This window comes from Streptomyces sp. NPDC005181 (assembly GCF_040608395.1).
Taxonomy (GTDB): Bacteria; Actinomycetota; Actinomycetes; order Streptomycetales; family Streptomycetaceae; genus Streptomyces.
Window position 1 is genome coordinate 1 of record NZ_JBEXID010000079.1, and the last position, 24,486, is coordinate 24,486.

The 24,486-nt window shown below is 68.8% G+C and carries 18 protein-coding genes and 4 pseudogenes; 13 read left to right on the forward strand and 9 right to left on the reverse strand.

The genetic code is table 11. The features are described 5' to 3' along the window. Positions 1-175: 175 nt before the first annotated feature. Positions 176-727: a hypothetical protein gene (locus tag ABZV38_RS31990; protein WP_356331939.1), complete on the forward strand. Its 552-nt coding sequence runs from the start codon at positions 176-178 to the stop codon at positions 725-727. 358 nt (positions 728-1,085) lie between these two features. Here ABZV38_RS31990 and ABZV38_RS31995 read toward each other — a convergent pair whose 3' ends face one another. Next, on the reverse strand, positions 1,086-2,213 hold the full coding sequence (locus ABZV38_RS31995) for a hypothetical protein (protein ID WP_356331940.1): 1,128 nt from the start codon (positions 2,211-2,213) through the stop codon (positions 1,086-1,088). A gap of 315 nt (positions 2,214-2,528) precedes the next feature. Further along, a pseudogene (locus tag ABZV38_RS32000) lies at positions 2,529-2,909 on the reverse strand (helix-turn-helix transcriptional regulator); the annotation flags it as partial. Positions 2,910-3,106: 197 nt separating this feature from the next. On the opposite strand from ABZV38_RS32000, the gene ABZV38_RS32005 reads away from it, so the two are divergent. The 4 genes from ABZV38_RS32005 to ABZV38_RS32020 all read left to right on the forward strand — a co-directional run bounded on the left by ABZV38_RS32005 (position 3,107) and on the right by ABZV38_RS32020 (position 5,700). Next, positions 3,107-3,442, forward strand: a complete 336-nt coding sequence (locus tag ABZV38_RS32005; protein ID WP_356331941.1) for a carboxymuconolactone decarboxylase family protein — start codon at positions 3,107-3,109, stop codon at positions 3,440-3,442. A gap of 50 nt (positions 3,443-3,492) precedes the next feature. Next, positions 3,493-3,906, forward strand: coding sequence for a cupin domain-containing protein (locus ABZV38_RS32010; RefSeq protein ID WP_356331942.1), 414 nt, complete (start codon positions 3,493-3,495; stop codon positions 3,904-3,906). A 56-nt stretch (positions 3,907-3,962) separates the two neighbouring features. Then, positions 3,963-4,586 (forward strand): zinc-binding dehydrogenase, encoded by a 624-nt coding sequence (locus ABZV38_RS32015; RefSeq protein WP_356331943.1) that lies wholly within the window; start codon positions 3,963-3,965, stop codon positions 4,584-4,586. A gap of 76 nt (positions 4,587-4,662) precedes the next feature. Beyond that, complete coding sequence (locus ABZV38_RS32020) at positions 4,663-5,700, forward strand: alcohol dehydrogenase catalytic domain-containing protein (RefSeq protein WP_356331944.1); 1,038 nt, start codon at positions 4,663-4,665, stop codon at positions 5,698-5,700. A 65-nt stretch (positions 5,701-5,765) separates the two neighbouring features. Here ABZV38_RS32020 and ABZV38_RS32025 read toward each other — a convergent pair. Further along, positions 5,766-6,311, reverse strand: a pseudogene (locus ABZV38_RS32025) (helix-turn-helix domain-containing protein). 190 nt (positions 6,312-6,501) lie between these two features. On the opposite strand from ABZV38_RS32025, the pseudogene ABZV38_RS32030 reads away from it, so the two are divergent. The 3 genes and pseudogenes from ABZV38_RS32030 (at position 6,502) to ABZV38_RS32040 (ending at position 10,017) form a co-directional block, all read left to right on the forward strand. Next, positions 6,502-7,484, forward strand: a pseudogene (locus tag ABZV38_RS32030) (aldo/keto reductase). A 77-nt stretch (positions 7,485-7,561) separates the two neighbouring features. Continuing rightward, positions 7,562-7,897 (forward strand): carboxymuconolactone decarboxylase family protein, encoded by a 336-nt coding sequence (locus tag ABZV38_RS32035; protein WP_356331961.1) that lies wholly within the window; start codon positions 7,562-7,564, stop codon positions 7,895-7,897. Positions 7,898-7,971: 74 nt separating this feature from the next. Beyond that, positions 7,972-10,017, forward strand: coding sequence for an aldo/keto reductase (locus tag ABZV38_RS32040; protein WP_356331945.1), 2,046 nt, complete (start codon positions 7,972-7,974; stop codon positions 10,015-10,017). A gap of 472 nt (positions 10,018-10,489) precedes the next feature. Here ABZV38_RS32040 and rox read toward each other — a convergent pair whose 3' ends face one another. Beyond that, complete coding sequence (gene rox, locus ABZV38_RS32045) at positions 10,490-11,917, reverse strand: rifampin monooxygenase (protein WP_356331946.1); 1,428 nt, start codon at positions 11,915-11,917, stop codon at positions 10,490-10,492. 669 nt (positions 11,918-12,586) lie between these two features. Next, positions 12,587-12,931, reverse strand: a pseudogene (locus ABZV38_RS32050) (ABC transporter permease); the annotation flags it as partial. 38 nt (positions 12,932-12,969) lie between these two features. On the opposite strand from ABZV38_RS32050, the gene ABZV38_RS32055 reads away from it, so the two are divergent. The 3 genes from ABZV38_RS32055 (at position 12,970) to ABZV38_RS32065 (ending at position 15,185) form a co-directional block, all read left to right on the forward strand. Then, positions 12,970-13,179 carry a hypothetical protein gene (locus tag ABZV38_RS32055; RefSeq protein WP_356331947.1) on the forward strand — a complete coding sequence of 70 codons (210 nt, stop codon included), beginning with the start codon at positions 12,970-12,972 and terminating at the stop codon, positions 13,177-13,179. A gap of 634 nt (positions 13,180-13,813) precedes the next feature. After that, positions 13,814-14,407: a DinB family protein gene (locus ABZV38_RS32060; protein ID WP_356331948.1), complete on the forward strand. Its 594-nt coding sequence runs from the start codon at positions 13,814-13,816 to the stop codon at positions 14,405-14,407. Positions 14,408-14,636: 229 nt separating this feature from the next. Beyond that, positions 14,637-15,185 (forward strand): TnsA-like heteromeric transposase endonuclease subunit, encoded by a 549-nt coding sequence (locus ABZV38_RS32065; protein WP_356331949.1) that lies wholly within the window; start codon positions 14,637-14,639, stop codon positions 15,183-15,185. Between the two features lie 403 nt (positions 15,186-15,588). On the opposite strand, the gene ABZV38_RS32070 is transcribed toward ABZV38_RS32065, so the two are convergent. Further along, on the reverse strand, positions 15,589-16,494 hold the full coding sequence (locus ABZV38_RS32070) for an NAD(P)-dependent oxidoreductase (protein ID WP_356331950.1): 906 nt from the start codon (positions 16,492-16,494) through the stop codon (positions 15,589-15,591). 75 nt (positions 16,495-16,569) lie between these two features. Next, a complete protein-coding gene (locus ABZV38_RS32075; RefSeq protein ID WP_356331951.1) occupies positions 16,570-17,700 on the reverse strand; it encodes an MIP/aquaporin family protein in 1,131 nt (376 codons plus the stop codon). A gap of 175 nt (positions 17,701-17,875) precedes the next feature. Between ABZV38_RS32075 and ABZV38_RS32080 the strand changes: the two genes are divergently transcribed. Continuing rightward, a complete protein-coding gene (locus ABZV38_RS32080; RefSeq protein WP_356331952.1) occupies positions 17,876-20,932 on the forward strand; it encodes a Tn3 family transposase in 3,057 nt (1,018 codons plus the stop codon). 171 nt (positions 20,933-21,103) lie between these two features. Here ABZV38_RS32080 and ABZV38_RS32085 read toward each other — a convergent pair whose 3' ends face one another. Beyond that, positions 21,104-22,282, reverse strand: a complete 1,179-nt coding sequence (locus tag ABZV38_RS32085; protein ID WP_356331953.1) for an MFS transporter — start codon at positions 22,280-22,282, stop codon at positions 21,104-21,106. 60 nt (positions 22,283-22,342) lie between these two features. Here ABZV38_RS32085 and ABZV38_RS32090 point away from each other — a divergent pair, with 60 nt between their 5' ends. Continuing rightward, on the forward strand, positions 22,343-23,383 hold the full coding sequence (locus tag ABZV38_RS32090; RefSeq protein ID WP_356331954.1) for a winged helix-turn-helix domain-containing protein: 1,041 nt from the start codon (positions 22,343-22,345) through the stop codon (positions 23,381-23,383). 32 nt (positions 23,384-23,415) lie between these two features. Here the strand turns inward: ABZV38_RS32090 and ABZV38_RS32095 are convergent, their stop codons facing one another. Then, a complete protein-coding gene (locus ABZV38_RS32095) occupies positions 23,416-24,390 on the reverse strand; it encodes a site-specific integrase (RefSeq protein ID WP_356331955.1) in 975 nt (324 codons plus the stop codon). Between the last annotated feature and the right edge of the window lie 96 nt (positions 24,391-24,486).

The following is a 24,486-nucleotide window of genomic DNA, read 5'->3' on the forward strand; positions in this document are numbered from 1 at the left end:
GCCGCGACCAGCGCACCAGCGTCTCGCGCTCGTCATCGGTCAACGCCAGCTCGGCCATCGGCCGCCCCATCTTCGCCATGAAGACAGTCTACTTACTCAACGAATCTACGACGCAGGACACTAGGTCTCGGCGATACAGCGCCTCGACTGGCCCGACCTGGTCATGGTGAGAGCCGTGGTCGATGCCCGGGGCTGGGCCGAGCCGCTGCAGATGGCGGTCAGACGCGCGCTGCGCACCGCGCCCGCGTCCGTCACTACGGCGGGCGGCGCAGCACCGGAACCCTCATCGCAGGGTGCGGCCGCTGTTGTTGTCGCCGAGTCGGCGCCGGCCGGCGTCGCAGCCTCCGACAGCAGCACCGTCTCGGAGATCGATCCAGGACTGCCCGGCCTGGAAGACGTCCTCGATGCCATCGACGGCGGCTTGTTGTGGATGGCGATCGCGGACCGCCTGCCCAAGCCCGCGCAGGCCGCCCGACTGACCGGCCGATCGGCCCGGAACTTCATCCGGCCCGCGGTGTGGGACTCAGTGGCTGGGCTCGTCCACCTCCACTTGATCGCCGAGGGCTTGGCCCGCCCGGACGTCTCCTGGTCAGGACAACCAGGGCTCGCTCTGCCCGAGGATTGGGAGGAGCGGATGGACGCCGCGATCGACGCGGCCGTCGATGACGCTCCGGACACCACGGCCCTGCGGGTCCTACTCGCCTGGGACAACCACGTCACGACCTGAGTGGCCGCCGTCGCGACCTCGCCATGACCCGGCTGCTGTCGAATATCTAGAGGGCGCCGCAGAAGCCCTTGAGACGATGCTGTCGAACACCAACGCGCATCGGGCGACCGGGCTCGTGGCGAGGGCCATGAGCTTGCGGCGCGCTCTCACCCTCACGACACCTGCAGGGCACGGCGCTCGCCACCGATCTCGGCGGCGAGCGGCTGGAGGGGTTCCCTCGACTTCCGGGCCGGCGTCAGCTTGTTCCCCCGTACGGAATGCCGGCGTCGGATGCCTGATCAAAGGGAGGCGAGGATCTCCGCCTTCCCCTCGGGGCGATCATGTGTTCGGAGGGGTGTCGGTGACATCCCCCTGGGATTCACGCGGTAGCGGTTTCGTCCGAGGGCTCGTCGGCTGCGTAGGGATGGACGTACCGCCCGTCGTTGAAGGGCGTGAACCAGGATCCGATCCCCATGGGAGTGATGCCAAGGGGCTCCACCGCAGGGTCCTCGTCGATGCCGTCCACGGAATCGTCGTAGAGCCACTCGAAGTCCATGTCTTCGTAGACCCCGTCGGCGAAGGAATCAAGTGCCGCAGAAACGCCGTCGTCGAGCAGTCCGTACAGGTCGAGGGTGACCTGTGCCTGCTCCAGCAGCAGCTTGAGTACCAGCTCCTCTGCGAGGCAGCCCAGCTGCTGAAAGCTGCCGTCCGTGAATCGGGTGGTGAGAGCGATCGCCGTAACCAGGAACCGGCGCGCGAAGAGTTCGTCGTATTGAAGGGCGTAGCGAGAGGGCAAGTCATCGAGGAGCCACAGGGGGCCTCCGCAGTCGGCGACGTTGCTTTTCTCCTCGGCGAGGGTCTGTACGTCCTCGAACAGCTCGTCGATGAGAACTTCCGCACCGTGGACCAGGGCGCCTGCGGCAAGCTCGGCGTTCTCGGGCGTGATGCTGAACTCGTCGTCACCGTCCTCCCTCTCATCGGGGTCGACGACGCCGAAGGAGACCGGCGTGAAGGCGTACAGGCGGGCAGCCAGGACTCGGATATCCGCTTCGTGTTTCTCCGTGTCCGGCGCGTGATCGACGGATTCACCGGCAGGCGCTGTGTGGTGAGCGCGACGAACCTCGGGATCGCTCGGTGGGGCATCGGGCCCCTCGGCGGCTTCAAGGCTCTCCCGGGCCAAGTCGGTATGCAGCTTCACCTCGCTGCTCTCGACGATCCACTCGGCCAACAACTCCGAGCGTTCCAGCACCTCTTCCATCACGGAGCCGATCGCGTCCTCGGCGAACTCCAGAGTCGGTGCGTCGACGAACACCGTCAGAATCGCGCCGCCGGGGTGGACCGCCACGATGGAGTCGCGGAGGTCCACCTCGATGCCGTCGGGCCCCTCGATCGCCGCCACGGAATCGAGGCCCTGCTGCAAGAGTGCGATGGCCCCCACACGATGCAGTTCGTCCAGCTCCGGAGCGCCCTCGGGAGTACGCGTTTCCACGGTTACGACATAGGTCACGACCGCAAGCGTGCCAGGTCAGACCCAGTGATTGCGGGTGAACGGGGAAGCTGCGCAGTTGATTTACGAGTTCCCCTTGCCGCCGTAAGAGCGGCAGCCGCCGGAGAGCACCCGGCAAGAACCAGGAAGAGACCGTCGTAACCGCCGAGGAGCGTACTCCAGCCGTGGCAACTCTTCATCCGACAGATCACCCCGTCCCATGTCCACCGAAGCGATCCGCAGGCAAGAGGTCATACGATCCATCGGACAGGACCTCGTAGGCTTTGTGCGCCGCGCTTACGCTGCTGCCGGGCCTGCGCTCGCCTCTGCGCCGTGTGTGGCGGTGAGGTCATCAAGGAGTCGTTGCAATTGCGGCTGGACTTTCTGCCGTGCCCGCCGCCGGGGACGCGCGGTTTCTTTTCCAGCGAGACCGAAGAGGTAGACGCGCTGGTCGTTGTCCAGGTGCAGGGCCTGGGCGAGCGCGTGCAGGACCGGAGCGGAAGCCTGGATGCGGCCCTGCTCCAGACGGGTGTAGTAGTCGGTGGAGATCGCGGTCAGCTGGGCGACTTCTTCCCGGCGCAGTCCCGCGACCCTGGGGGGGCCCGCGACCCTGCGGGGGCCCGCGCTGTCGGGCAGGCCGACGGTGCGGGGGCTGAGTTCGGCTCGGCGGGCTTTGAGGAAATCGCCCAGTTCGTTGAGGTGTGCGTCGGGACTCATGCCGACAGTCTGGCACCCGCTGCCTGGCCGTTGGGGGGGAGAGTTTTCTCCCAGGATGTTTTCCTCCCAGGAAGAAACTCTCCCCTTTGCGGGCGCGGGGGCGGGTGCAAGTTTTGAAGCCACGGCACCGGAAACCCGCTGCGGCTCGTCCGCCAAATGGTGTCCCGGTTGCCCTTTGAAGTGAGAGGAGTGGTGTCGTGCCGGAAAAGGAATCCGCGGCGCAGAAGGCACTCGGTGAGCTCGCGCCGAAGATGGTGTCGCTCACCGACGACGTGTTGTTCGGAGATGTGTGGGAGCGCCCGGGGCTTTCGCCGCGGGACCGCAGCCTGATCACCGTGACCACGCTGGCGGCGCTGTACCGCACCGACCAGCTCGGGTTTCACCTGCGGCTGGCCGTGAAGAACGGGCTGAGCCGCGAGGAGCTGGTGGAGGCGCTCACGCACCTGGCGTTCTACGCCGGATGGCCCAACGCCATGAGCGCGCTTGGCCGACTCAAAGACATCGTCGGCAGCACGGACTCGCCCGAGAACTGACAGCCGGTCCCGGCACTGAGGCCGTGGAACCGCGAAGGAGAAGGATACCCATGGAGTTTGTGAAGCCCCAGCCCACCACGAAGGCCCCCGAGAACTGGTTCACCGGGGACGTGTGGTTCGACGTGATCCATGCCGGCCAGGAACCGTCACGGATGCGCGCCAACATGGTGCGCTACTCCCCGGGTGCGCGCACGGCATGGCACCACCATGCCGTCGGGCAGACCCTGCACGTCGTGGCGGGCATCGCCCTGATCGGCGCCCGCGACGGCACGATCTTCGAAGCCCACCCCGGCGAGACCGTGACGTGCCCGCCCGGCGAGGAGCACTGGCACGGCGCCACCGAGGACCGGTTCATGCAGCACCTGGCGATGTGGGAAGGCCCGGGCGACGACCGGCCGGAGACCACCTGGCTGGAGAAAGTCACCGACGAGCAGTACAGCGGCCCACACACCCGCAGCCACTGACCGCCCGTACTGCCCGTGCACCGGGCGAGAACCCCCTGGCCCCTGGAGGAACACCCATGCCCGCGACGATGACCGCGCTGTTCGGCGGCACCGGCCCTGACTGGGAGTCCTGCGAGGTCCCGGTACCTAAGGCCGGTCCGGGGCAGGTGCTGGTGCGCGCCCGCGCCGTGGCGCTGAACAACGCCGACGCAGCCATGCTCGCCGACGCTGATCCGACGGCCGGCGACACAGGCAAGAAGTACCAGGCCGGTTTCGAGTTCGCCGGAGAGATCGTGGCTGTGGGCGACGGCGTGGCGGTGCTGGCGGCGACCGGCGGCCAGGGCGTGGAGTTGGTACTGGACCATGTTGGCGGGCAGACGTTCGCCGACTGCCTGCCCGCTGCCCGGATCGACGGCGCGGTGATCAACATCGGCCGATTGGACACTGCGGAGTCGACCATCAACCTCGACACCCCGTCCTACCGGCACATGCGGCTGCGCGGGGTGTCCTTCGGCTTCACCCGTGCCACCGAACTCGGCGCGATCATCGCCGCCGCCGGTGAGCAGCTTCTGCCCGCGGTCGCCGACGGTCGGGTCCGCCCGCTCATCGACGGCGCCCTCACCTTCGACACCGCGGCCCGGGCCGCGGTGCGGCTGCGTTCCCACCAGGCGCACGGGAAGCTCGTCCTGATCGTGCCCTGACCTGTGGCTTTGGCGATCCGCCTTATCCGCAGGCCAGTGTTTTTCTTTTTCATTACGCAGAAAGCGAGATGTCCCCGTGCGGGCAGCAATCATGTACGAAGCCGGTGACGTGCGCGTCCAGGACGCGCTGGACCCGGTCATCGAGCAGTCCACCGACGCGGTTGTGCGCATCGTGCGTAGTTGCGTATGCGGCAGTGACCTGCACCCGTACCACACCATGTCGGCCTCGGACGGTCCGGTTCCAATGGGGCACGAGTTCCTCGGTGTCGTGGAGGAGCTCGGCTCCGAGGTGTCCGGGTTCAAGCGCGGTGACCTGGTGGTCTCCCCGTTCGCCTTCGCGGACAACACCTGCGAGCTGTGCCGGGAGGGCCTGCACACCTCCTGCCCCAACGGCGGGTTCTACGCCGCCGGCGGAGTCGGCGGCGGCCAGGCCGAGGCGGTCCGTGTCCCGCAGGCCCAGGGCACCCTGGTGAAGCTGCCAGTGGGCGAGGACTCGGCGCTGCTGCCCTCCCTCCTGACCCTGGCCGACGTCTACGGCACCGGCTACCACGCCGCAAAGCAGGCCCGCGTCACCCGCGGTGACACGGTCACCGTCATCGGCGACGGTGCCGTCGGCCTGCTCGCCGTGCTGTCGGCCAAGCAACTCGGCGCGGAGCGGATCATTCTCATGGGCCGCCACAAGGACCGCACCGACCTCGGCCGCCACTTCGGTGCCACCGACGTCATCCCCGAGCGCGGAGAGGAGGGCATCGCCAAGCTCCGCGACCTGACCGCCGGCCAGGGCAGCCGCGCCGTCCTGGAGGCTGTGGGCCACATGCCCGCCTACGAGATGGCCGTCGGTGCGGTCCGCCCCGGCGGCGTGATCAGCCGAGTCGGCGTCCCACAGTACGAGGACGCCCCGATCGGCTTTGGCAGCCTGTTCGGCCCGAACATCACGCTGACCGGTGGCCCGGCCCCGGTGCGTGCCTATATCGACGAGCTGCTGCCCGCCGTCCTGGACGGCGCCGTCGAGCCCGGACGCGTCTTCGACCGCACGGTGTCCCTCGACCAGGTGCCCGAGGGCTACCGGGCGATGGATCAGCGCGAGGCTCTGAAGGTCTTCGTGACCCCGTGACCCCGTGACGCCATGACAGCGACCAGCCCGGCGGGACATGCGCCTCCTGTCTCGCGGGCTGCTGGTCAATGGCGCCGGAGCCGCGAGTGCGGGTTGGTCGATGCCCCGCCGCTTGGTGCCGCCTTGTTGGAGGGGTGCTCGTGCGCGATCAGGTCCAGGAGGATGATCGTCTTGTTCGGGGGTGCCGGGTTTGGCGCAGTAGGTGATGGACAGTGCCCGGGGGTGCCTTCCAGTTCCATGGACTGGTAGCCGAGGGTGAGGTCGCCGACCTCGGGGTGGTGGAACGTCTTGCGGCCGTGGGTGTTGCCCTTCACGGCGTAGCGTTCCCAGAGGCGGGCGAACTCCGGTCTGTTGAGCAGGAGTTCGCCGGCGCTGGGCGAGGTCGGGGGCGTCGACGACGGACGGGCTGGGGCGGGTTTCCTTGCCACGTTCCGGGCGGACGTAGTAGTCGACGCTGATCCCGGCCAGGGTGGCCGGTTCTTCGCGGCGCAACCCGGGCGTACGGCGAAGGGCGACGCCGGCCGTCAGGCCAACCTCCTTGGGGTCACGCCGGCCCGGCGGGCGCGCAGGAAGCGACCCAGCTCGGTCCCGTTCTGCTGCTCACTCTTCATGCTTCCAGTCTGGCGGGTGCCATGACCTGCGCGGCAGGCGCATGGGGGCCCTGTCCCATCCCGGAACAGCGCTCCCCGGCACAGCCCGGCCTGCCACGCAGCGAGCGAAGGGGCGAGAGTCGATGTTGTTGGAGATCCCTTCCCAGCACAAGCGGCACCCGCAGACACCTGAGAAACACGGAGCATCACCATGAAGCACATCAAGCTCGGCGGAGATCTGGACGTCACTCAGATCGGTATGGGCGCGATGCCCATCAACGCGCTCTACACCGGCGCGAACGCCGACGACGAGGAAGGCATCCGCGCCATCCACCGGGCGCTCGACCTGGGCGTCACGCACATTGACAGCGCCGAGGCGTACGGTCCCTTCCTCAACGAGGAGCTCCTCGGCAAGGCCCTGAAGGGCCGCCGCGACCAGGTGGTGCTGACATCGAACTTCGGCTTCATCTCGCACACCGACGTGAGGGTTTCGACAGCAGCGCGGCCAACGCCAAGGCCGCGGTCGAGGGCTCGCTGAAGCGGCTCGGCACCGACTACATCGACCTGTACTACCAGCACCTGGTCGACCCGGCCACGCCCATCGAGGAGACCGTCGGTGCCATGGCCGAGCTGGTCAAGGAGGGCAAGGTCCGCCACCTCGGCCTGTCGGAGGCCGGGCCCGGCACTATTCGTCGCGCCCACGCCGTCCACCCGCTGACCGCGGTGCAGACCGAGTACTCCCTGTGGTTCCGCGACCCGGAGCAGGAGATCCTGCCGGTGACGCGGGAGCTGGGTATCGGCTTCGTGCCCTGGGCACCGCTGGGTCACGGCTTCCTGGCGGGCGGGTTCCGTACGACGGACTGGTTCGACCCCGAGGTCGACCTGCGCGCCACTATGCCGCGCTTCAACAACCCCGAGTACTTCCAGCAGAACCTGCGCGTCGCCGACGAGGTCAAGGCCATCGCCGTCGAGGTCGGCATCACGCCGGCGCAGCTGTGCCTGGCCTGGCTGGTGGCCCAGGGCGACGACATCGCCCCCATCCCCGGCACCCGGCGCGTGGCCCGCGTGGAGGAGAACACCGCGGCCGACGGCATCACGCTGTCCGGCGAGGTGCTCCAGAAGCTCGACAACCTCACCCCGGCCGTCGGCGACCGCCTCAGCAAGGACCACATGGACATGATCGACCACAACTGACCCGCTCCGGTCACCACGCGCACCGTCCCCGTCCCCGCTCATCAGCCACGCAGGGAGCACCACCCATGGCCGAGTAGCTGACTCCGGTCCAGAAGCTGATCGGCGACTTCGCCCCGAAGCTCGACGAGCTGACCGATGAAGTGCTGTTCGGCGACGTCTGGGAGCGTCCCGGTCTGCCCCCGCGCGACCACAGCCTCATCACCGTCGCCACGCTGGCGGCGCTGTACCGCACGGAGCAGCTCGGCTCCCATCCGCGCAGGGCGCTGGAGAACGGGCTGAGCCAGGACGAGCTGGCCGAGGCCATCACTCACCTGGCCTTCTACGCCGGCTGGCCCAACGTCATGAGCGCGATCACGCAGCTCAAGGACATCGTCGAGACCGAAGCTGGGGCTCAGGTCACCGGCTCCGAGTAGTCCACGCAGGTCATCAGCAAGTCAGCAGAAGCACGTTGCAGTCCCCCGACAAGCACTCTCACAAGGAAGTCCCCATGACTGGACCCAGCCCGCTCCTGACGCTGAACAATAGCGTCGAGATGCCCGCCTTCGGCCTCGACGTCTACCAGAGCACGCCCGAGGAGACCATCCCCGCGGTCACGACCGCGATCGAGAACGGCTACCGCCTGATCGACACCGCGGCCGCCTACGGCAACGAGAAGCAGGTCGGCGAGGGCATCGTCCGCTCCGGCGTCGACCGCGGAGAACTCTTCGTCACGACCAAGCTGTGGCTGACCGACTACGGCTACGACTCGGCCCTGCGCGCCTTCGACACCAGCCTCGCCAACCTCGCTCTCGACTACCTCGACCTGTATCTGCTGCACCAGCCGGTCCCGTTCGCGCAGGACGCCTGGGTGGCCTCGTACAAGGCCGCCGAAAAGCTATTGGCCGACGGCCGGGTGCGGGCGATCGGCGTCTCCAACCACACCCCCGGGCTCCTGCGCACCCTCATGGACCGCACCGACGTGGTGCCGGCGGTGAACCAGGTCGAGCTGCACCCGTACTTCATCCAGCGGGAGCTGCGCGAGGTGCACGCCCAGTTCGGCATCGTGACACAGTCCTGGTCACCGATCGGCGGGATCACCCTGCCCTCGGCGACGACCCCGCCGTCAGCACTTGGACTCTCGCCCTCGACGAGCAGCTTGCGCCGACGGCGTCTGGCGCAAGCTGCGCGAGTGCGGCTTCAGCGACTCAGCCGTTCCCCCGCCCAAGCACGCGGCACCGGCCGACCGGGGGTACGCTGCCCGCTCGCTGAGAACAGCTCCGAGGAGGAGCGACAAGGGGGAGCGATCATGCGCAGAGCTGCGGGAATCAGGCACAGGGGCATAGCGGCCGTCGCCGTGCTGGCCACTGTGCTCACGGCTGCGGGGTGCGGCACGGACTCCGAGCCGACCGGCTCCCGGACCACGGGCTCCGCCGACACGGCGGACTCCGACGGCAAGGACGCCCCGCCGAAGGCCCCTGCGGGCTCCCTCACTTGGGACTTCGAACACATCGCGGACTTCAGCGGAGAGCTCACCGATGTCGCCGTCCTGGCCGAGGACGACATCTGGGCGGTCGGGACCGAGAACAACGGCGAGTCCAACGCCCACCTGCTGCACTACGACGGTACGCAGTGGAAGCGCGAGCCCCTTCCCGAAGCTCTCGGCACCACCGACTACCCGCCCGTGCTCGAAGAGGTCGGCGAGGAAGCCCTGTGGCTGCGGCCGCAGACCTATGAAGAGGGCGCCGGCGTGAACCCCTGGGCTAGGTGGGACGGCACCCGCTGGTCCGCGGTGCCGAACCCCCCGCCGGGCAATGTCGGGGACTTCGAGGCCGCGGGCCCGGACGACATCTGGGCCCGCGACGGCGAGCAGACCGCCCAGCACTGGGACGGCACCCGCTGGACCACGACCCGGCTGCCGTATGGCGCCTCCGACCTCGCGGTGGTGGGACCGGACGACGTCTGGGCGGTCGGCAGCCGCTCGACCGGGCCGGGCACCGAGCTGAGCTACGGCGAGCGGTACGGCCAGCCCGCCTCGATGCACTGGGACGGTACGTCCTGGAAGTCGGTGGAGACTCCACAGGCACGCTTCGAGAAGCCGATCCCGCCGGAGCCCAGCGCCGGCCTCGGCCAGGTCTTCGTGCTCGACAGCGGTGAGGTGCGCGCGTACGGCAACAACACCTTCAACCACGGCGAGGTCGAGAACGAACCCGCGGACGAGTACATCCGGCTCCGCTGGGACGGCTCGAAGTGGGTCGAGCAGGAGCGCGCGCCCGGCGGGTGCGCTGTGCGGACCCCGATGAGTCAGGACGACGAGGGCCTGTTCCTCGACGGCAACTGGTACCTGGCCGACGACGGCCGGTGCGTGAAGATCAAGCGCCGCCGCCTGCCTCTGTCGACCGGTGCCCGCAAGGGGTCGAACCAGTCGCTGTGGCTGAAGGAGATCCACCGGGTGCCCGGCACCGACGAGTGGCTGGGCGCCGGACACGTCCAGGTCAACCAGTCCGGCGACCCTTTCGGCGCCCCCGTCGTCGTACGCCTGAAGCGCGGCGGCTGACCTCCTCGGCCAGCAGCCGGCCGAGGAGGTCAGCCGCCGCTCGCACATGAATATGGCTGGACCTCAGGTTTCCGATGGAAGCATCCCCGCAGAGCTCAGAGACGAGGAAAACACCAGAACAGCGACGTGCAGGAGTACCCCGCGCAAACTCAAGCGCAAGGTGCCGACTGAAGTGCTCAGGTGCCAACTGAGGCACTGTGACTCAGCGATTCAGTTGGCCCTCCAGCTGACGGTGGTGACGCTCGCCGCCACCCCAGCACCAGGACCAGATGTCACGATCCAGTACTCGGACACCCCGGGAAGCACCCGCTACCTCGGAACGTCCTCAACTACGGATCAGGAAATCCCGACGAGGTTGATTTTGCTGGGGTCGGCGTACTTCGTGGGGGCTTCGAGCTGGCGGGCTACTGCACCGGACCGCGCCGAACTCGACGGGAGACAGATCCCGCCCTTTCGAGCCACAACTGCGCGCTCAGCTGATGGCAGCGCCGAACCACTTGGGCAGCTGGCTGAGCAGATCCTGCTGATCTTCACCCACCCACGCCACGTGGCCGTCCGGCCGCAACAGCACCGCGGGCGCGTCCAGTTCCTCGCTGACGTCGACGACGTGGTCGACCCGATCTGCCCAGCCCGCCACCGAGAGCCGGCCGGTCTGGTCGAGCAACAGCCCGCGGCCGCCGTGCATCAGCTCGTAGAGGCGCCCCCGCTTCAAGCCGATGTCGCGCATCCGCTTGCCGAGCAGTTCATGCCCCTCGCCGAAGTCGTAGCAGACCCCGACCGCGGTGATGATCCCGGTCACGTACCGGTTCACCTCCTCGAAGTCCATCAGCTTCGAGAACAGCTCCCGCAGGGCGGTCGCACCCGGATCGGTCCCCAGCAGCGTGATCTGCGCGCGGGTGTTGTCCAGCACGCGGGCGCCCACCGGGTGCCGTTCGGCGTGGTAGCTGTCCAGCAACCCCTCCGGTGCCCAGCCGTTGACCGCGGCGGCCAGTTTCCAGCCGAGGTTGAACGCGTCCTGCACGCCGAGGTTGAGCCCCTGCCCGCCGACCGGCGGGTGAATGTGCGCCGCGTCGCCGGCCAGCAGCACCCGGCCGACCCGGTAGCGCTCCGCCTGCCGGGTGGCGTCGCCGAACCGGGACAGCCAGCGCGGCGAGTGCACGCCGAAGTCGGTGCCCGCGAACGTCCGCAGCTGCTGCTTGAACTCCTCGAGTGTCGGCGCGGTCGCACGCTCCTCGGCCACGCCGTCGGCGGGCACGATGATGCGGTACGTCCCGTCCCCGTTGGGGATGGTGCCGAACCGCAGTTGGGTCTTGCGGACTTCCGCGACGATGGCGGCAACCGTCACCGGATCCTCGGTCACCTCCATATCACCCAGCATCGTCCCGACCTTGGCGGGCTCGCCGGGGAAAGCGACGCCGAGTCCCTTGCGCACCTCACTGCGCCCGCCGTCGCACCCGACGAGGTAGCGCGAGCGCAGGTGCGTGCCGTCCGCCAGCTCGACGGTCACCCCGTCCTCGTCCTGGCTCAGTCCGACCACTTCGCAGCCGCGCCGGATTTCGGCACCGAGTTCGAGGGCACGCTCGTGGAGCAGCCGCTCGGTGACCGGCTGCAGGGTGGAGAGGCCGTACGGGTGCGCCGTGTCCAACCGGTCCGGCCACGGCTTGTGGATGCCGCCGAAGAAACCGCCGACCTGGAACTTCTCGCTGACCGCGAGGAATCGGTCCAGCAGACCGCGCTGGTCCATCACTTCGACGCTGCGCACGTGCAGACCGCGCCCGCGGGACTGCCCGGTCGGCTCGGTCAACTTCTCCACCACGACCACGTGCACTCCGGACAGCCGCAACTCACCGGCCAGCATCAAGCCGGTCGGTCCGCCGCCGACCACGATCACGTCAATCATCAAAACGCCCATTCAACGAGATTGGATTTCGGCCAGCCGCTCCGCGCAGTCCGGCGGCACGCACACCCGCGTCTCCGCGCCGAGTCCCCGCAACAGCGCCGCGAGTCCCACCGGCGGTTCGACGTCCCGCGCAACCCATACGTCGACAACAACACACGCACTTCGCGAATCTGTCATTTCCGCAGGTTCTGGCCTTGGCCGACCATTCTGCGGCACGACCGGGGCCTTGCCGTAAGCCCCCCAGTGCGCTATACCTTGAGAGTGGCAAGGAGTGCGTAACCTCCTTGCCTTTGTCTTGCCTTTCGTCGTCCGCTGCGGACGGACAAGCTCCTGCCGAAGCGGTGACGCGCCGCGAACGGCGATGCCGGCGGTCCAGGACTTCCCATGGGCCTGCGGATGCAGCCGCGGAACGAGCGGTTCTTCACCCACTTCAGCCAGGCTGGCTCGAACGTCGTCGAGAGAGCGGCCGGTTGTGCGCCTCAGTTTTGGTGCGAGTCGGGACGGCCTAAGGGCTGTCCCGTAATCCCCGGCGGGCGCGCGACGACAGCTACGGCACCTCGCCGCGTTGTCGGAACGCCCGAATACGCCCAGTATGAGGATGCTCCTCCGCCTTGCGATGCACCGCATCTGACGCCGCGCGCTGATCCACCAGGGATTGCGGGACAGCCCTTAGGAGCGCAGAGCGTCGACGGGCTCCATGCGGGAGGCCCGCAGTGATGGGTAGAGACGGGCCAGGAGTCCGACGAGGGCTCCGGCGACCGGGGCTCCGAAAGCGAGACGGACGTCCAGGACCGGAGTCCAGTCCCTGATGGCGGAGACGGCCACCACGACGACCATGCCCAGGACGGCGCCGATGACGCCGCCGAGGAGTCCGATGGTCGTCGACTCCACCAGGAACTGGCCGGCGACCTGTCGTCGCGAGACGCCGAGGGCGCGGCGCAGTCCGATCTCCCCGCTCCGCTCCATGACCGCCACCAGCGTCACGTTGGCGATACCAATGGCCCCGACCACCAGCTCCCCTGGCGCCAAGCCGGTCGCAGTTGCAGGCGGCGGTGGACCAGGTGCTCCACGCCAACCAGTCACAGGGCTGGCAGGTACTGGCCACGTACGGCAGCCTCCGCGCCGACGCGCCGAGTGACGCCTTCGACAAGCTGAGCCCGGAACTGCGCCGGTCCGTACGAACCCAGCGCGCTGCGGTGTTCCAGCGGGTGAACGCCGACGGGCATTCATCCCCCTCTATTTCCTGCACAACGGTGATCTGACGACCTATCCCCGCAAGATCGGCGACCCTGCGGACTTCGGGGCCGTCGTGCGCTTGCTGTTCGGCGGACCGACCACGAGCGAGGCCGTGACGGCTACCACGGAGCTGCCCCGCCTGACGGATACACCGGACGTGGCGATCGGCAGCGACCACACCTTCTCCATCCAGCTCCCCAAAGATGTCCCTCCCCTCAGCCACCTGGCCATGCGCCAGTTGGCGTGCACGGTGGCTCGCGTGACTCTGCCGTTTGCCGCGCTGCCCGCGGACGCGAATCGGGACGGCGCCCCTGCGGCTCCTCCCGTCGTTGCACAACGCTCCCCCGAGCACACGAGCGTCCGTGTGCTCGGGGACGGATGGACGATGACGCAGTCGGACGGCTCGTGTCCCGACCCTCTCCAGCCGTAGGAGGAGCCCAGGCACGGCCCCGGTACTGGTAGAGATCATTGTTCGACTGGTCTGTATCCGTCCTTCATGCTCTCGGCCCGTCAGGGTTCGTAGTGGTCACGCGGGGATGCGTCTCGCCTGTGACCGATTCCCCGATGCGCTCGCTGTGATCCTCGTGTCAGATGATCTGGTTCGCCGCGAGCGGTGGAAAAGGCGGTGGACAAAGATCGCGCGGGCGGCAGACTGGTCCCATGACCGCATCGGACGCCAAGGCTGACCTACACTTTTACTTGCAGTCTGCCCGTGATGCCCTGCTGTGGAAGCTCGAAGGGCTCTCGGAGTACGACATCCGCCGCCCGCTGACGCCGACCGGCACGAACCTCCTGGGCCTGGTGAAACACGTGGCCAGTGTGGAACTGGGCTACCTCGGCGACACCTTCGGACGGCCGTCCGGCGAGCCGCTGCCCTGGCTTGATGACGGTGCTGAGCCCAACGCGGATATGTGGGCCACCGCCGATGAGTCACGCGAGTACATCGTGGAACTTTATCGCCGGACGTGGGCGCACGCGGACGCGACAATCGACGCGCTGGCGCTTGACACGACCGGCAGGGTGCCGTGGTGGCCCAACGGCAGGGACGAGGTGACGTTGCATCATGCCGTAGTGCGAGTGATCGCTGATACGCACCGGCACGCCGGGCACGCCGATATCCTCCGGGAGCTCATAGACGGTGCCGCCGGGATGAACAAGGGCAACGACAACATGCCGCCGGGCGACTCGGCGTGGTGGGAGAACCATCGAAGCCGGCTGGAGCGTGCAGCTCAGGAAGCCGACCGAGACGCGTGACTTCGAACCGGACCGAGTCAAGCAGCGACCGGCATCGACTCTCGCAGAAATGTCGCTCGTTGGGGTGACGCCTTCCGCGTCCGGGGCACGGGATCCCGCTGGGTGTTCCTCCCTCGCAGTGCAGAGGCAAGGGCGGCGGGGAGGTGCTCGTGGGCGATCCCGCGAAGGCGATACCCGCCTGGGAGTACGCGTCGGACGTCCAGGTGGGGTTCGTCGACGCGGCGGAGCCGTGCGGCTTGGTCCGCTGGCTCGCTGCTGGGGCGAGTCCTTCGAATTTTCCTCGCCAGCCCGGAAGTTCACCGCCTTCAAGGGACAGAGGAACTTCACCGGCGGCACCGGCGTGGTCGTCGATGTCCGGCCCCAGAGCCTGGTCGACGAGGAGGCTGCCGAGGTCTGCGCGGTCACCGCGCGGATCTGCGCGACCGCTGCCCGGCAGTTCCGGTTGGTCGGGGACCTGGACCAGCCCTTCCGGGCGAATTTGCGCCGGCTGGCGCGCTACCACCATCCGCGCTGCCACCGAACGTCGGTGGCGAACCAACTGCGGGAGGTGTTCACCGAACCGCAACTGCTTCTCGCGGGCACCGAGCGGATCGGGGACCGGCTGGCAGTGCTGCCGGTGTTCTATCACCTGCTCTGGCAGCACGAACTGACGGCGGACCTGCTCGCGGCCCCGCTTGGCGCCGCCACGGTCGTCCGTCTGGCGGTCCGCGTCGTCCAGGTCGACGAAGCCCAGGTCGGCGACGGCGCCCAGGCCGGCCTACATGCGGATCGACGCTGACCATCGCGTCTCCTTATCGATCGGGCTTGGCCGGCACCCATGTCGAGATATAGCGTGTGAGTCGCGGTTGGGATGGTCGTGCCGGTCGGGGGTGTGATCGGTAGGAGGTGATCGTCCGTCAGCGGTGGACCTCGGCGTTCGTCAGCACGAGGAGAGCGCGCAGAAGCGTGGTTGCCGCCCGCCATGTCGGAAAGCCGTTGGTCGTGGCGGATGTGGGGTGCTGGCTGCCGGTCGCAGTTCCGGGCTCGATGACTGGTCACCTGACGACCTGCCCGTTCCGGGCAGCCAAGGCTGTTGATGGTGCTCGAGCAGGGGATTCGGCGCCCGGTGGCGCTCGTCGTTGAAGGTCTGGCGGCCCTCTGCGGGATGCCCCGGCCGGAGGTCGGGGGCGATCCCACTTGCGTCAGACTCCTTGTGTGGCGAAGCCGTACCGCCACGTCGCCTGCTCGGGTTCCCATCCCCGGGAGCGGGCCAGCTCGTTGGACGCGCCCCTGGCCCAGCTCTGTCGTCCTTCCCGCGCCTCGGGCGCGGGCACACCGAGAGCGGCGGCCAGGACCGGCAGCCACTGACGGCCCTGTGCCGGCTCGTCGTCCACGATGTTGACGGGCCCGGACGGCCAATCGAGGGCGGCAACGGTGGCCCTCGCGGCATCGGCAACGTGCACGAAAGACGTCACCGAGAGATCCGCCTCGAGGTTCGCCAGGAGACGCGCGTTCGGATCACCGGCCAGGGCTGCGGCCACGGCACCGCCTGGTGCGTACCAGGTGCCCGGGCCGTACAGGATGCCGTAGCGCAGCGCCACCGCAGTCTCCATGTCGGCCGCAGTCTCCTCCAGTGCCTGGATGCCGTCCACCATCCCTCCTCGTGGCTCGGGCGCCCCGAGGTCCAGCGGTACGGTCTCGTCTGCCGGGGTTTCCCCCGGCGCGTACGCCCAGGAGATCGACTGGGCGACGATTCTTTTCACTCCGGCGGACTTGGCCGCGTCCACCAGATTGCGGGTGCCCTCCCGGCGTAACCGGTTGGTCGTCTCCCGGTCCGCGTCCGGCAGGGCGGTGAGCTGATGGATCACCGCATCCGGTGCGGTCGCTGCCACCACCTGTCGCAGACCGTCCCTGTCGAATGCGTCCGCTTGAACGCCTGATGCGCCCTGACGCCGTACTCGCTCGGTCCCCTCGGGGGTGCGAGAGATCCCTGTGACCTGATGTCCTCCGTCCAGCAGCATCGGAACGAGGATTCGGCCCACTGCACCGGTCGCACCGGCAACTAGGATATTCATGAAAAAAATCGGTCCTTTTGGTCCGTCGGACATCCATCTGGTACGGATGGGGCCGCGAGGACGGGATGAGTGGTGAAGCTGCCCGAGCGGGGAGCTTCGAACGTGCAATCACCACCTCCCGTCAGCCTCCGTGCCAGGCGCCGCCTCCGTCAGTCTGCGGCTCGGCCGCCGGGGGAGGGGGACACTGTCCTTGAAGCCCTGGATGTCGTTCACCCAGATGCTGCGCAGTTGCGTGTCGCGCATCTCGACACCGATCGGCGGACGGCCCGGAAGGGGCAGCTCGGTCGCGAGTGATTCGGCCACTGTCCCCTGGGCCGTCCAGGGAACAATGCCTTGCCGGTCGCCCACACCACCCACCGGTCCCGGCCGTCCTGCTTGGACACCGACGCCACGCACAGCCGCACGTTCGACCCTGTGACCGTCACGATGCCGTACCTGGGTGAATTCGGACCAAGGGCCCCACACCCTGCTCTGCTCCGCGACTGCCGACACCTGCGCCCGGCCCTCCGCAGCCATCAGCCGGCGCCGGCCGAGGACGTGGTCGAGCCAGGCGCCGATCGCCGCTCCCAGAACCGGCGCCACCAGATAGATCCACAGATCCTTGGTCTGCCCGGCGAGCGCGGCGGGCCCGAGTTGGCGGGCGGGGTTGATCGAGCCCCCGCTGCGGGTGCCGAGCAGGGCGATCACCAGCGCGACGGACAGTCCGATGGCGTACGGCAGTAGGCGAGTAAAGCGGGTATGGGTCAGGAGGAACCCGACGACGAGGACGATGGCCGCCATGCTTCCCGTCTCGGCGAGAAAGACGGACGCGGGCTGCCAGGTGGGCGCGGGCATGATCGCGGCGTAGTCGACCGACGGGAGGGAGACCGGGCGTCCCCACACCAGACGCGCCAGCCCCGTCCCTGCCGCGGAACCCGCGAGTTGGGCCAGCACATACGGCAGGACACTCCGGCCCGGGAAGGCGCCCATCAGCCAGAGGGAGACCGTCACGGCGGGATTCATGTGTCCCCCGCTGCGCCTGCCCGGCGGGGTGAGGATCAGTGCGGTGAGGATAGCCCCGCTGAAGGCGCCGATGACGGCGATTGCGGCGTCGCGGTCGGCGACGTAGAGGGCGGAGTCCGGATCACGCAGCCACCGGACGGCCGTCACCGCGAGGAACAGCAGGACGGTGGCGAGCACGAACTCGTCAGCGGCACGGGCCAGGGACAGCCGGTGCGGGAGAGAAGGAACGGTACTCAACGTGATCTCCTTGTGTTCACGTGCAGGACGCATGACGCATGGCCGGGGGTTGAGGAACATCGGAACGAAAACCGGCGCTAAGCCTCCCGTGCACCTGAGAGCGCTTTGACCTGGACTTCTTCGAGGGCGGAGCCTTCAACAGTCGTGTTGATCATTGACTGTGTGGAGGTCCGGGGTGCCGGTCGAGTTTCTGACGGATACACAAGCCGCTGCGTACGCGGCGTACGACGGGGCGCCGTCCCGTACGGAGTTGGAGCGGTTCTTCTTCCTGGACGACGCGGACCGGGAGCTGATCGAGGGCAAGCGGCGGTCCCACAACCGGTTGGGCTTCGCGGCCCAGCTCACGACCGCGCGCTACCTCGGGGTGTTCCCGGACGACCCGACCGACGTGCCGGCCGAGGTCGTCGACTACCTCGCCGAGCAGCTCGGCATCGCGGATGCTTCGGCGCTGAAGGCGTACGGGGAACGGGAGAACACCCGGCTGGCCCACGTCCGTGAGCTGCGAAAGCTCCTGGAGTACACGGAGTTCGCCGAGGCGGAAGCCGAGTTGCGGGTGTGGGTGGACGCGCGGGCCTGGACGACCGGGGAGGGCCCGAAAGCGTTGTTCGACGCGGCGGTGGGGTGGCTGCGTGAGCGGCGGGTGCTGCTGCCCGGCGTGACGACGCTGGCCCGGCTGGTGGCCTCGGTGCGGGAGGCGGCGAACCAGCGGCTGTGGGACAGCCTCTACGGGCTGCTGAGCACGGGTCAGCGGGCGGTGCTCGACTCCCTGCTGACCGTGCCGCCCGGTGCGCGGGTGTCGGAGCTGGACCGGCTACGGCGCGGTCCGGTGCGGATCTCCGGCCCGCAGATGAAGTGGGCGCTTGAGCGGGCGGCGGAGATCGACGCGTTCGGTATGGGGGAGCTGGACGTGTCCGGGATACCGCCGCGGCGGCTGGCGGAGCTGTCGCGGTACGGCGTGGACGGCAAGGCGTCCCTGCTGCGTCGTCACGGTGACTCGCGCAGGCTGGCGACGCTGCTGGCCACCGCGGTCTACCTGACGTCCCGGGCGGTCGATGACGCGCTGGACCTGCTGGAGGTGCTGATCGCGACGAAGCTGCTGGCGCGGGCGGAGCGGGAGACGGCGAAGCAGAAGCTGAAGACGCTGCCGAGGATGGAGCGGGCCGGGATCAGGCTGGCGACCGCGTTCCGGGTCGTGTTCGACACTACGAGCGAGCAGGTCGACACCGAGTCCGGGGAGATCAGTCCGCCGGAGGTGGCGACACTAACGGCGATGTGGGAGCGCATCGAGGAGGTGGTGCCGCGCGAGGAGCTGACCGCCGCGATCGCCGCCTTGTTCGAGCTGGCGCCGCCGATCGACTCGGACGCGGACGAGGCATGGCGGACGATGCTGGTCACCCGGTTCCCCACCGTACGGCCGTTCCTGGCGCTCCTCGTCCAGGCCGTCGACTTCGGCGCCACCCCGGAGGGCCTGCCGGTCCTCAAGGCGCTGAAGTCGCTGCCCGACCTGATGGGGCGCAAGAAGGTCGGATCAGACGAGATCGACACGTCGCTGCTGGTGGGCTCGTGGAAGCGGCTGGTGCTGAGCGCGCCGCACCTGGAGGCGGGCACGGTGGACTGGAAGGCTTACGTGTTCTGCGTGCTGGAGTCCTTCCACCGGCTGCTGCGCCGGCGGGAAGTGTTCGCGAAGAACTCCTCGAAGTGGGGCGACCCGCGGGCGAAGCTGCTGGACGGCGAGGCGTGGGAGCAGGTCCGCCCGACCGTGCTGGCTTCCCTGAACCTGCCCGGGGAGCCGGGTGAGCACCTGGCGGCGCGGGCCGCGCTGCTGGACGGCACGTACCGGGAGGTCGCCGGGCGGGTGCCGGCGAACTCCCAGATCGTGTTCGACGACGACGGCCGCCTGCACTTCGCCGCCCTTCAGCCGGAGCCCGAACCCGCCTCCCTGACCGACCTGCGGAAGGCGGTGGAGGCGATGATGCCCCGCGTCGACCTGCCGGAGGTCCTGTTGGAGGTGTTCTCCTGGACCGGCGCCGACCAGGCGTTCACCTCGATCACCGGCGGCGAGGGCAGGCTCAAGGACCTGCACGTGACGGTCGCCGCGCTGTTGGTCGCGCACGGCTGCAACGTCGGCTACACACCGGTCATCGGCGGGATCGACGAGCTGAAGTACGGCAGGCTGTCCCACGTCGATCAGACGTATCTGCGGCTGGCCACCTACAGGGCCGCGAACGCCACCCTCATCGAGCACCAGGCATCCATCGGCCTCGCGCAGGTGTGGGGCGGCGGGCTGGTCGCCTCCGTCGACGGCATGCGGTTCGTCGTCCCCGTCCCCTCGGTCTACGCCCGCCCCAACCCCAAGTACTTCGGGCGCCGGGGCGGCGCCACCTGGCTGAACATGATCAACGACCAGGCGGCAGGGCTCGGCGGGAAGGTGGTGGCCGGCACCCCGCGCGACTCCCTGTACGTGCTCGACGTCCTCTACGACCGGGACGGCGGCAAGCGCCCGGAGACGATCGTCACGGACACCGCCTCGTACAGCGACATCGTCTTCGGACTCCTCACCCTGGCCGGGTTCGCGTACGCGCCGCAGCTCGCGGACCTGCCGGACCAGAAGATGTGGCGCATCGACCGCACCACCGACTACGGCGCCTTCCAGGAAGCCGCCCGCGGCCGGGTCGACCTCGTCCGGATCGAACGCTGGTGGGAGGACATCCTGCGGATCATCGGCTCCATCCACACTGGCGCCGTGCGCGCGTACGACGTGATCCGGATGCTGTCGCGGGACGGGCGGCCGACCCCGCTGGGCGACGCGATCGCCCACTACGGGCGGATCGCCAAGTCCCTGCACATCCTGCGCCTGGCCGACGAGCCCGGTTACCGCCGCCAGATCAAGGCACAGGCCAACCTCCAGGAGGGCCGCCACGCGCTCGCCCGGAAGATCTTCCACGGCCGCTCGGGGCAGCTCTACCAGCGCTACCAGGACGGCATGGAAGACCAGCTCGGCGCGCTCGGCCTGGTCCTCAACGCCGTCGTCCTGTTCAACACCCGGTACATGGACGCTGCAGTGAACCAGCTGCGGGGGGACGGGTTCAAAGTCCGTGACGAGGACGTCGCCCGCCTCTCCCCGTTCGTGCGGCAGCACATCAACATGCTGGGCCGGTACTCCTTCCAACTCCCCAATCTACCCGGCGGAATGAGGCCCCTACGCGCCAAGGACGCGATCGACGAGGCATGACGTTGGAGCTCATTCGGCCTTGGAGACTGGTGCGCGTCCAGCGGTGATCGCCCGGCGATCAGCGCGGGGGAGGCGGCCATTTCGCCTGGTCGGCCGAGCGTGGCTGGCCAGACCGGTCCCGGTCCCTGAGCACACTGCTGTCTTGCTGACCCACCCCGCCGGTTCCGCGTCTCATGCTGCCGCAACGACCTGCGGACGCGCCCGCAGTCCTGGAGCGAGCGCCAGGGTTACAGCGACGGAAGCGGTTGCCATGGCCGTCATCGCCACAGCAGGCGTGGTGAGTTCGGCGATAGTACCGGCGAGGAGGGCGCCGATGCCCTGCAGGGTGAGCATGCCGGAGGCGTGCAAACCGAGTGCCTGACCGCTCAGCTCGTCGGGAGTCAGCTGCATCAGGCGTTCCTGAAGCAGGAGGCTCGCTGCGAAGCCGACGGACGCCAGGGTGACGGCGGCCAAGGCGACGGAGAGCCCCGGTTTCAGGAAGAACAGCAGATAGGGGGCGGCGAGGAGCAGCCGTAGCGGGGAGCTGAGGCGTTCACGCCACCGCTGTGGGAGGAAGCGTCCCACGAGCGTGTCGCCAGCGAGCATGCCGAGAGCGGCGCAGGCGAAGAAGAGCCCAGCGTGCTCGGGGGCGTAGGAGATATAGAGGGACTCGCATCCCGCAACGAGGCCGTTCGGGACCCACAGCGCCAGGTAGACGTAGCGGCGGGGCACGGACGTCCACAGACGGGTGTTGACGCGCCAGGTGGCGGCGATCGACGGACGGCCGGTGGCACGGGGCGGCCGGTCGGTGAGGCCGAGGCGGGTCACAGCTGCGGTAGCCACATACAGCAGTGCACCGACGAGTAGCGCGCCACGCGGCGAAATCAGGGAGACGAGGACGCCACCAAGGGCGTAGCCGCAGATCTGCAGGGTGCCGACAGCCATGTTAAGGACCGAACGGCCCAGCAGATAGCCGTCCTTGGTGAGGATCTCGTTGAGCAGGCCGAAGCGGATCCCGCCACCCACTGAGGAGATCAGGCCTTCGACCGCCAGGACGGCAAAGACTGTCCACACCGGTAGGCCGGGAACTGCCTGGACGGCGGCAGCCACCGCGAAAGCCAGGGCGAGGCCCGCCATGGCGACGCGCGGACGAAGACGGTCGGCAGCCGACAGCAGGGTGGCCGCGCCGACGACCTGGGCGAGGGAAGGGCCGAACATCGCTAGAGCGGAGAGCAGTGGGGACCCGGTGGCGGAGTGGACCAGGGTGCCCAGAGCCAGCCCGCTCACCGTGGATGCAGCCACTGACAATGCGCTGGCGGCGAAGAGCGGCGTGAACTCGGGGGTGCGAAATACTTCTCGGTAAGTACGCATGACGGGGAGTGTCCGAGCAGCCACCGTGACACTGTTAATGTTTCGCACGGAGGCGAAACAATGGGGCTCTGGCTGCTCGACACGGACACCCTGGCTCGCAGCCGGTTCGTGATCTCGCCTCTGGCGGAAACCGTCGCCACTCTCATCGACCTGGAAGAGGCCGTCGCCTCCCACCCGGCACAACAAAAGTGGCTGGAGGCCCACCTGCGCGCCTACCGCGAGCAGGTGGGCCGAGATCCGGTGGCGGCAGCCGTGATCCGGGCCGGCTACCACCACAGCTGGATCGCCGACTTCCTCATCCCAGCCCCAGTGGGCGACGGGATCCCTCACATCGACGAGGAACTACACCGCGTCCGGACCACCCCATCCGCATGCGCCCGCGCCGACCTGGCAACGGCCCTGGGCGGCGGGCCCCTCCCACCCGTGCTACGCCGCGATGACCTCCCCGAACGCGCTGCCGCCCTGCTGGAGTGGGTATGGACCCGCACAGTCCTTCCGGACTGGGAGCGGCGCCGCCGCATCCTGGAAGCCGATATCGTCGCCCGCACCCAACAGTTGAGCGAGGGCGGCTGGGCCACAGCCCTCGACGGCCTACGCCCCCGTACTCGCTGGCTGGGCGAGGGCCAACTGCAGATCAACGCCCACGACAACCCGCCCCGCGACATTGCCGGGGCGCAACTCCTGTTCGTCCCCGTCACCCCACGCAGCGCCTGGGTCACCTGGGACGAACCCCATCGGTACGCCGTGGTGTATCCGTGCTCAGGCGTGCTGACCGGGCGGGAGGCCCGTCCGACGCCCCACGCCCTACGCGCCCTACTCGGTCCGCAACGGGCCCGGGCTCTAACCCTCCTGAGCACTCCGATGAGCACCACCCAACTGGTGGCACTGACCGGACTGGCACTGGGCTCCGTGGGAAGGCACCTGAAGGTACTGCTGGACGCGGGACTCGTCCGGCGGCGGCGCGCAGGGCGGTCGGTGCTGTACTACCGCAGCGAAGCGGGGGACCATTTGGTCGAGGCTGCCCGCCACGGCCGATCAGGGCATCCTGTCGCAGTCAGCACACAGCGAACCTCCGGTGCCAGCAAACACGACGCGAACTGATCGTCATTGCGCCGCGAACCGGCCCTTGCGCCTCAGCGCTGAACGTTGCCGGGCGCAAGTAGGCTCGTGAGCTCCGCAATTGCCTCCGGGGAGGGTTTGAAATAGCGGCGGACGTTCTCCGGCTTCTTGTGCCGTGACTTCGCCATCAGCATCAGCAGTGAGGCACCCTGTTCTCCGAGGTGGGTCAGGGCGGAATGCCGGTACTCGTGCAGGTCCCAGCCCGTCCCCGGTCCCCGCATTGCAGTGCGCTCGTCCAGCAGAGCGCGGGCCTGTCCGTATGACAGCCGGGCGAGGCCCGTCTCGGGGCAGGCATCGCGAGGGCCGACGACTTTGCCGGGGCCGGGGCGGCGGTGGGTGACGAACACCGGCCCGCGGGTGCGGCCGCGCAGCAGTCGGGGCAGGAGCCGGGCTGTGCCAGCGTCCCAGTAGACAGTCTCCAGCACGAAGTCCTCGCGGGCCCGGCCCCGGCGGCGTGCCTTGCTCCGGGCGCCCTTGGCCTTCACGGGGCAACGGCGCGCGGCGAGGTCCAAGTCCTCGATGTTCACGCCGAGGATCTCCTCCGCACGGGCGGCGGTCTCGTAGAGCATCCGCCACAGCGTCTTCTCCCGCAGGTGGACCTCGCGCCGGGCGATGAGCCGGTCCACGGCCATCTTCGAGCGGGCCGGGGTCTCGGAGTCCGGCACCGCCAGCCGCTTCGTCCAGGCCGGGACCGCCGGACCTTCGTAGCCGTACGACTCGCACCAGCCCAGCCACGAGAGCACCGCCGCCCGGCGGGCGTTCCAGGTGTTGATCGCCGCGGTGCCCCACAGCAGCTCCAGAGCCTCGCCGACCTCGTCGTCCGCGACCGACCCCAGCGGGCGGCCCTCCCCGATCCGCTCCGCGGTCTTGCCGACGCCAGTCGCGTAGCTGCGAACCGTATTCGGATTGCGCAGCGAGTCGAGAAAGGCGTCGGCCGCCGCGCGGACGGTCAACGCCTTCCCAGCCGGCAGTTGCACAACGGTGGGCACCGCTTCCCCCTTGCCACGGATAACAGGGCCGCTTCGCGCGCGGTCCAAAGAGCATCACTGCAGGTGACGAATCAAGCTCCCGCAGATAATAGGGCG

Bases quoted from the DNA above. Each gene is read 5' to 3' on its own strand.
- ABZV38_RS32010 (WP_356331942.1), top strand. From the start codon at position 3,493: ATGGAGTTTGTGAAGCCCCAGCCCACCACGAAGGCCCCCGAGAACTGG.
- ABZV38_RS32015 (WP_356331943.1), top strand. From the start codon at position 3,963: ATGCCCGCGACGATGACCGCGCTGTTCGGCGGCACCGGCCCTGACTGG.
- ABZV38_RS32040 (WP_356331945.1), top strand. From the start codon at position 7,972: ATGACTGGACCCAGCCCGCTCCTGACGCTGAACAATAGCGTCGAGATG.
- rox (WP_356331946.1), bottom strand. From the start codon at position 11,917: ATGATTGACGTGATCGTGGTCGGCGGCGGACCGACCGGCTTGATGCTG.
- ABZV38_RS32060 (WP_356331948.1), top strand. From the start codon at position 13,814: ATGACCGCATCGGACGCCAAGGCTGACCTACACTTTTACTTGCAGTCT.
- ABZV38_RS32070 (WP_356331950.1), bottom strand. From the start codon at position 16,494: ATGTCCGACGGACCAAAAGGACCGATTTTTTTCATGAATATCCTAGTT.
- ABZV38_RS32085 (WP_356331953.1), bottom strand. From the start codon at position 22,282: ATGCGTACTTACCGAGAAGTATTTCGCACCCCCGAGTTCACGCCGCTC.
- ABZV38_RS32090 (WP_356331954.1), top strand. From the start codon at position 22,343: ATGGGGCTCTGGCTGCTCGACACGGACACCCTGGCTCGCAGCCGGTTC.